Source organism: Lelliottia nimipressuralis (assembly GCF_004115925.1).
Classification (GTDB): Bacteria; Pseudomonadota; Gammaproteobacteria; order Enterobacterales; family Enterobacteriaceae; genus Enterobacter; species Enterobacter nimipressuralis.
Map to the genome: position 1 here is coordinate 1 of NZ_SDDX01000035.1, position 5,037 is coordinate 5,037.

1 protein-coding gene is annotated in these 5,037 nt (G+C 45.4%); it reads left to right on the forward strand.

The features are described from left to right. A partial coding sequence (locus tag ETG88_RS21730) for an Ig-like domain-containing protein (protein ID WP_206732583.1) occupies window positions 1-5,037 on the forward strand: 5,037 nt, incomplete at both ends.

Genomic DNA, 5,037 nt, shown 5'->3' on the forward strand with positions numbered 1-5,037 from the left:
CCACCGGTGCGGACGGGATAGCCACCGCCGAGGTGACTAGCCTGAAAGCCGGCTCTTATCTGGTGACCGCAACGGTAAACGGCAAGGCGACCAGTAAAGATACCACCTTCGTGGCTGATGCAACGACTGCTAACCTGGTGCTAGCTCCTGTAGATAATGAAGCTGAATATTACTATGCGGGCTATAAAGCTATTTTTACTGCTACGGTTGTTGATGGAAATGACAATCTTATTACAGATGCTGACTTCGAAGTCTATGCATCAGGTACAGAAACAGTAGTTGCAACTTTAGAGAGCGTGAGCGCAGGCAAAGGCACAATCTCCATTAGCGATACAGCTGTTGGTGATGTCAACCTGGTAGTCAAGCTTAAGGGGAACGCACAAGTCTCTGATTCAGCTCAAGTCAAGTTTGTAGCAGACGTTACATCAGCTCAAATTCTTGATGCGGATGTTTATGTTGAGAATGACGGGGCCTTGGCAGCATCATTCGGAAGTATAGTCCTTACCTTTACGGTGAAGGATAGATATGGCAATCCTGTTCCACGAGCTTTAGGTTGGCGGCATGAGGTTGATTTCACCCCAGAGGGGCACAGTGGTAACGTTTCCTCAAGTGCAGCAAGCGTAGATGATGGTACAGGAGCTACTGTAGCTATTACGGCGAAAAGCGGTATGGCTGGGGAATATCGCGTTGCACTAACTATCGATAGAACGAACTATATTTATCGGAATATTTATTATGTTGGTGTAATGGCTCCATTTGAAGTATTCACCGATAATGCATTAGCTAATGGTGTTGATGAAAACCGTGTCGGGTTGCATATTTACCAGCGTGGAACGCCAGGTGTAATTGCTAATACAAACGTTCAATTTGAAGCGGACAATAATGCGATTTTATCGTCGCAAAATGTCCTGACTGATTCAGAGGGTTATGCATACGTGACCGTTACCAGTAAAACGGCTGGTCCGGTTAATATTACCGCCCGCTATGCTGGTAACCAGCAGCAAACGACAAGTATTACCTTCTTACAACAGACTGGTGAGATAGCTGAACGTGATTTGATTGTTGACCCTGACAATGCTGTTGCTGATGGAAGAGATAAGAACGTTGTAACCGCCTTCGTTAAGGATACGAGTGGTCAACCTGTAGTGGGAGAAGAGGTTACCTTTGAAGTACAGGAAGGGCCAGTTCTCACTCCCGTAACCACCACCACAGGAGATGATGGTAAAGCAGTCGCTGAAATCACGAGTACCAAGGCAGGTTCTTTCAAAGTAACTGCGACGGTAAATGGTAAGTCAACCAGTAAAGATACCACCTTCGTGGCTGATGCAACGACAGCTCGTATGGTTCTGACAGAGGTTAATCCAATTGATAGCCATCCTGCAGGCTCAAAAGCTAACTTCACCGCATCTGTGCAGGATGCGAATGGCAATGTATTTAAAGATGCTGAAATTGAAGTGAGTGCTAGCGGCACCGAAACAACAGAGGCAGAAATTACGGGTGTTTCCGGTGGTGTTGCTAACCTGTTTGTTACTGATACCAAAGTCGGAGAAGTGTTGCTGACTGTTAAACAGAAAGGAAACAGCAAACTCAGCGCGTCGGAAGAAGTCAAGTTCATCGCTGACGTTGCCTCTGCACGTGTTCTCGAAAGTGACTTCGACACACCTAAGGCCAACGCGATTGCGAATGGGGTGGATGAAGTTAAGATTACCGCATCAGTGACAGATCAGTACGGAAACCCGATTTCTGTTGGTGGTACTTCTTCAACCATTCCTGAAAATGGTGTTCGGCTTGCAATAGATGTGCAGGGTAGTAATGCTGCGCAGGCTATTTCCAGTGCTGTTTACACGGAGAACACAATTACATATACACTTAAGATCGATAATGCAACTGAATTCAGCGTAAGACCTTTAATTAACCATGCTCCAGTCCCTGGCCTTAACAATAAGATTGTTAAGTTTATTCCAGTATTGCGTGAGCTTCGGGCAAACAATAATAACCAGCCAGCAGATGGTACTAGTCCTATAACATTAGTCGTTAGACTGACTTACGGTATGAGTGACTATGCTTCTGGCTACTCTGGGACGGTAAGTTTTACTGCTACCAATGGAGCAGTAATGAGTTCCAATCAGGTAACAACAGCAGGAGGTGGTGCCGGGACTGGGTATGCGCCTGTAAATGTGCGCAGCGTAAATCTGGGTACATCCACTGTTACTGCGACATTCGAGCAGGCAGGAATTACTCAGCAACTAACGGTGGATATAAACTTTACCAATGCTGCTACGATTCAAGAAACCGATTTGGTGATCAATCCTGATAATGCTAAGGCGAATGGCGCTGACAAAAATACTGTTACTGCCATAGTAACAGATGGAAACGGAACGCCTGTTGCTGGAGAAGAGGTTAGCTTCAGCGTAGAAGATGGCCCTGTGGTGACTGTCATTAACGGAACATCAGATGCTGAGGGTAAAGCGATTGCTGAACTCACCAGCACTGCTGCCGGAACCTTCAGGGTTACAGCTTCCGTTAATGGAAATGCGGTATCGAAGAATGCAACTTTCATTGCAGATAAATCGACAGCAGCTATCGAACTGACGCGCACTGATGTGCAGGAATCCTATATTGCTGGTACCCGTATTGGATACACCGTAGTAGCGAAGGATGCCAACGGAAACATCATTACCGATGCTGAATTTGACGTGCATGCAGAAGGGGGCAGCGCAGCGTCAGTGAGCGTAACAGCAAACAATAATGGTGTTGGTATTCTTTCACTCTATGACACACGTGCCGGTGAAACAAAACTGACAGTGATGCTTACTGATAACGCCGATGTGACGGCTGATGACACGGTTATGTATGTGCCGGATGAAAGCAGTTCAATGATTTCTAATATGACAGTTGTTAAAAATTATGCATTAGCTAATTTTGATGACGAAAATATTGTGACATTTGAAGCAACCGATCGATACGGTAACCAATTACCAGGTATGGAAACATCGGCATTTGCGATTGATTACACCAATAGTGCAAATAAACCGTCGGAAATGTCATTTGCACATCTTGACAATGGGAGTTTTGAAGTCAGGCTAAAAGGTGCAAGAGCAACTTATTACTATGTAACTGTTAGATATGCAGATATAGCTGGAGCTAACGCGAGTAAAACGGTCTGGTTTAGCCCAATGCTTGCTATCGAGGTGCTAGCTAACGGTGCAAGTGCAGATGGTGTAACAGAGAATAAAGTACGGGCTCGATTGTATGACGGCAATGAAGGCCCTCAGGGTGGAGAAGGAGTATCAGGCGGCGCTCTTGCATTCAGAGTGGACAATGGGGCTGTTATAGCAAGTAGCAATCCATTGTCGGAACACACTGATGATGAAGGTTATCGCACTATTACGTTAACTAACATCAATCCTGGTATAACAAAAGTTATAGCTGTATCCAGGGAATCATTATGGGGTAATCCTTCACAGGAAATCGAAGTAAACTTCGAACCAGTTATCGAGCTCAAAGAAAGTAATCTCGTAATTGACCCAGACAATGCTCCGGCTGACGGCGTGAGCAAAAACGTTGTCACCGCCACAGTGACCGATCAGAACGGAAGTCCTGTATCTGGAGCGGAAGTTAGCTTCAGCGTAGAAGACGGTCCTGTGATGACTGTCATTAACGGAACCTCAGATGCTGAGGGTAAAGCGATTGCTGAGCTCACCAGCACTGCTGCCGGAACCTTCAGGGTTACAGCTTCCGTTAATGGAAATGCGGTATCGAAGAATGCAACTTTCATTGCAGATAAATCGACAGCAGCTATCGAACTGACGCGCACTGATGTGCAGGAATCCTATATTGCTGGTACCCGTATTGGATACACCGTAGTAGCGAAGGATGCCAACGGAAACATCATTACCGATGCTGAATTTGACGTGCATGCAGAAGGGGGCAGCGCAGCGTCAGCGAGCGTAACAGCAAACAATAATGGTGTTGGTATTCTTTCACTCTATGACACACGTGCCGGTGAAACAAAACTGACAGTGATGCTTGCTGATAACGCCGATGTGACGGCTGATGACACGGTTATGTATGTGCCGGATGAAAGCAGTTCAATGATTTCTAATATGACAGTCGTCAAAAATTGGGCGTTGGCAGGATACCTTGAGGAAAACATTGTAACATTCGACGCAACAGATAAATTCGGGAATCAGATCCCAAATGTAAATACAGATTCTTTCACGGCTGATGTTTTTGCTACAGGCGGGCAATCAGAATGGAAATTAAATAAACTTGAAAGTGGAAGTTTCGAAATAAGGCTAAAAGGTGATATCTCTAACATTGGTTATACAGTAAATGTAAGATATGGTTCTGTAGCAGGTTCGAACGTTGGTGTCCGTGTTTATTTTGCAGGAAAACTGGCACCATTGTCGGTAGTAACAAATAATGTACCTGCTAATGGTCAATCAAAGAACGTTATTAAAGGACGTATTTATCATGGGCTTGAGGGACCAGAAGGAAGTTTAGGTCCTGGATTGATTAAATTGAACTTCACGGCAGATAATGGGGCTATCCTTACTGCTGTGCCAGGTTCTGATATTTACGGCGGTAATGGTACAAACAGCCTAACAATATGGTCAGACAGTGCTGGTTATGCTGTCGTGGAAGTAACAAATATCACCCCTGGCGATGTGACTGTAACGATGACTGAGCTTTCCCAAGGCACAACTCAGTCTGAGCGCACGACGGTTAACTTCGAGCCTGTTGTCGAGTTGAAGGAAGGAAATGTTGTTATCGACCCAGACAATGCACCTGCTGACGGCGTTAGCAAAAACGTTGTTACCGCCACAGTGACCGATCAGAACGGAAGTCCTGTATCTGGAGCGGAAGTAAGCTTTGAAGTGGAGGAAGGTCCAGTATTGTCAGTTGTTAACAGAACTACTGGCACTGATGGTAAAGCTGTCGCAGAGCTAACAAGTCTGCAAAAGGGTGTATTCAATGTCACAGCTAAAGTTAACAATAGCGAAGTGACTAAACCCGCTACCTTTATCAGCGATG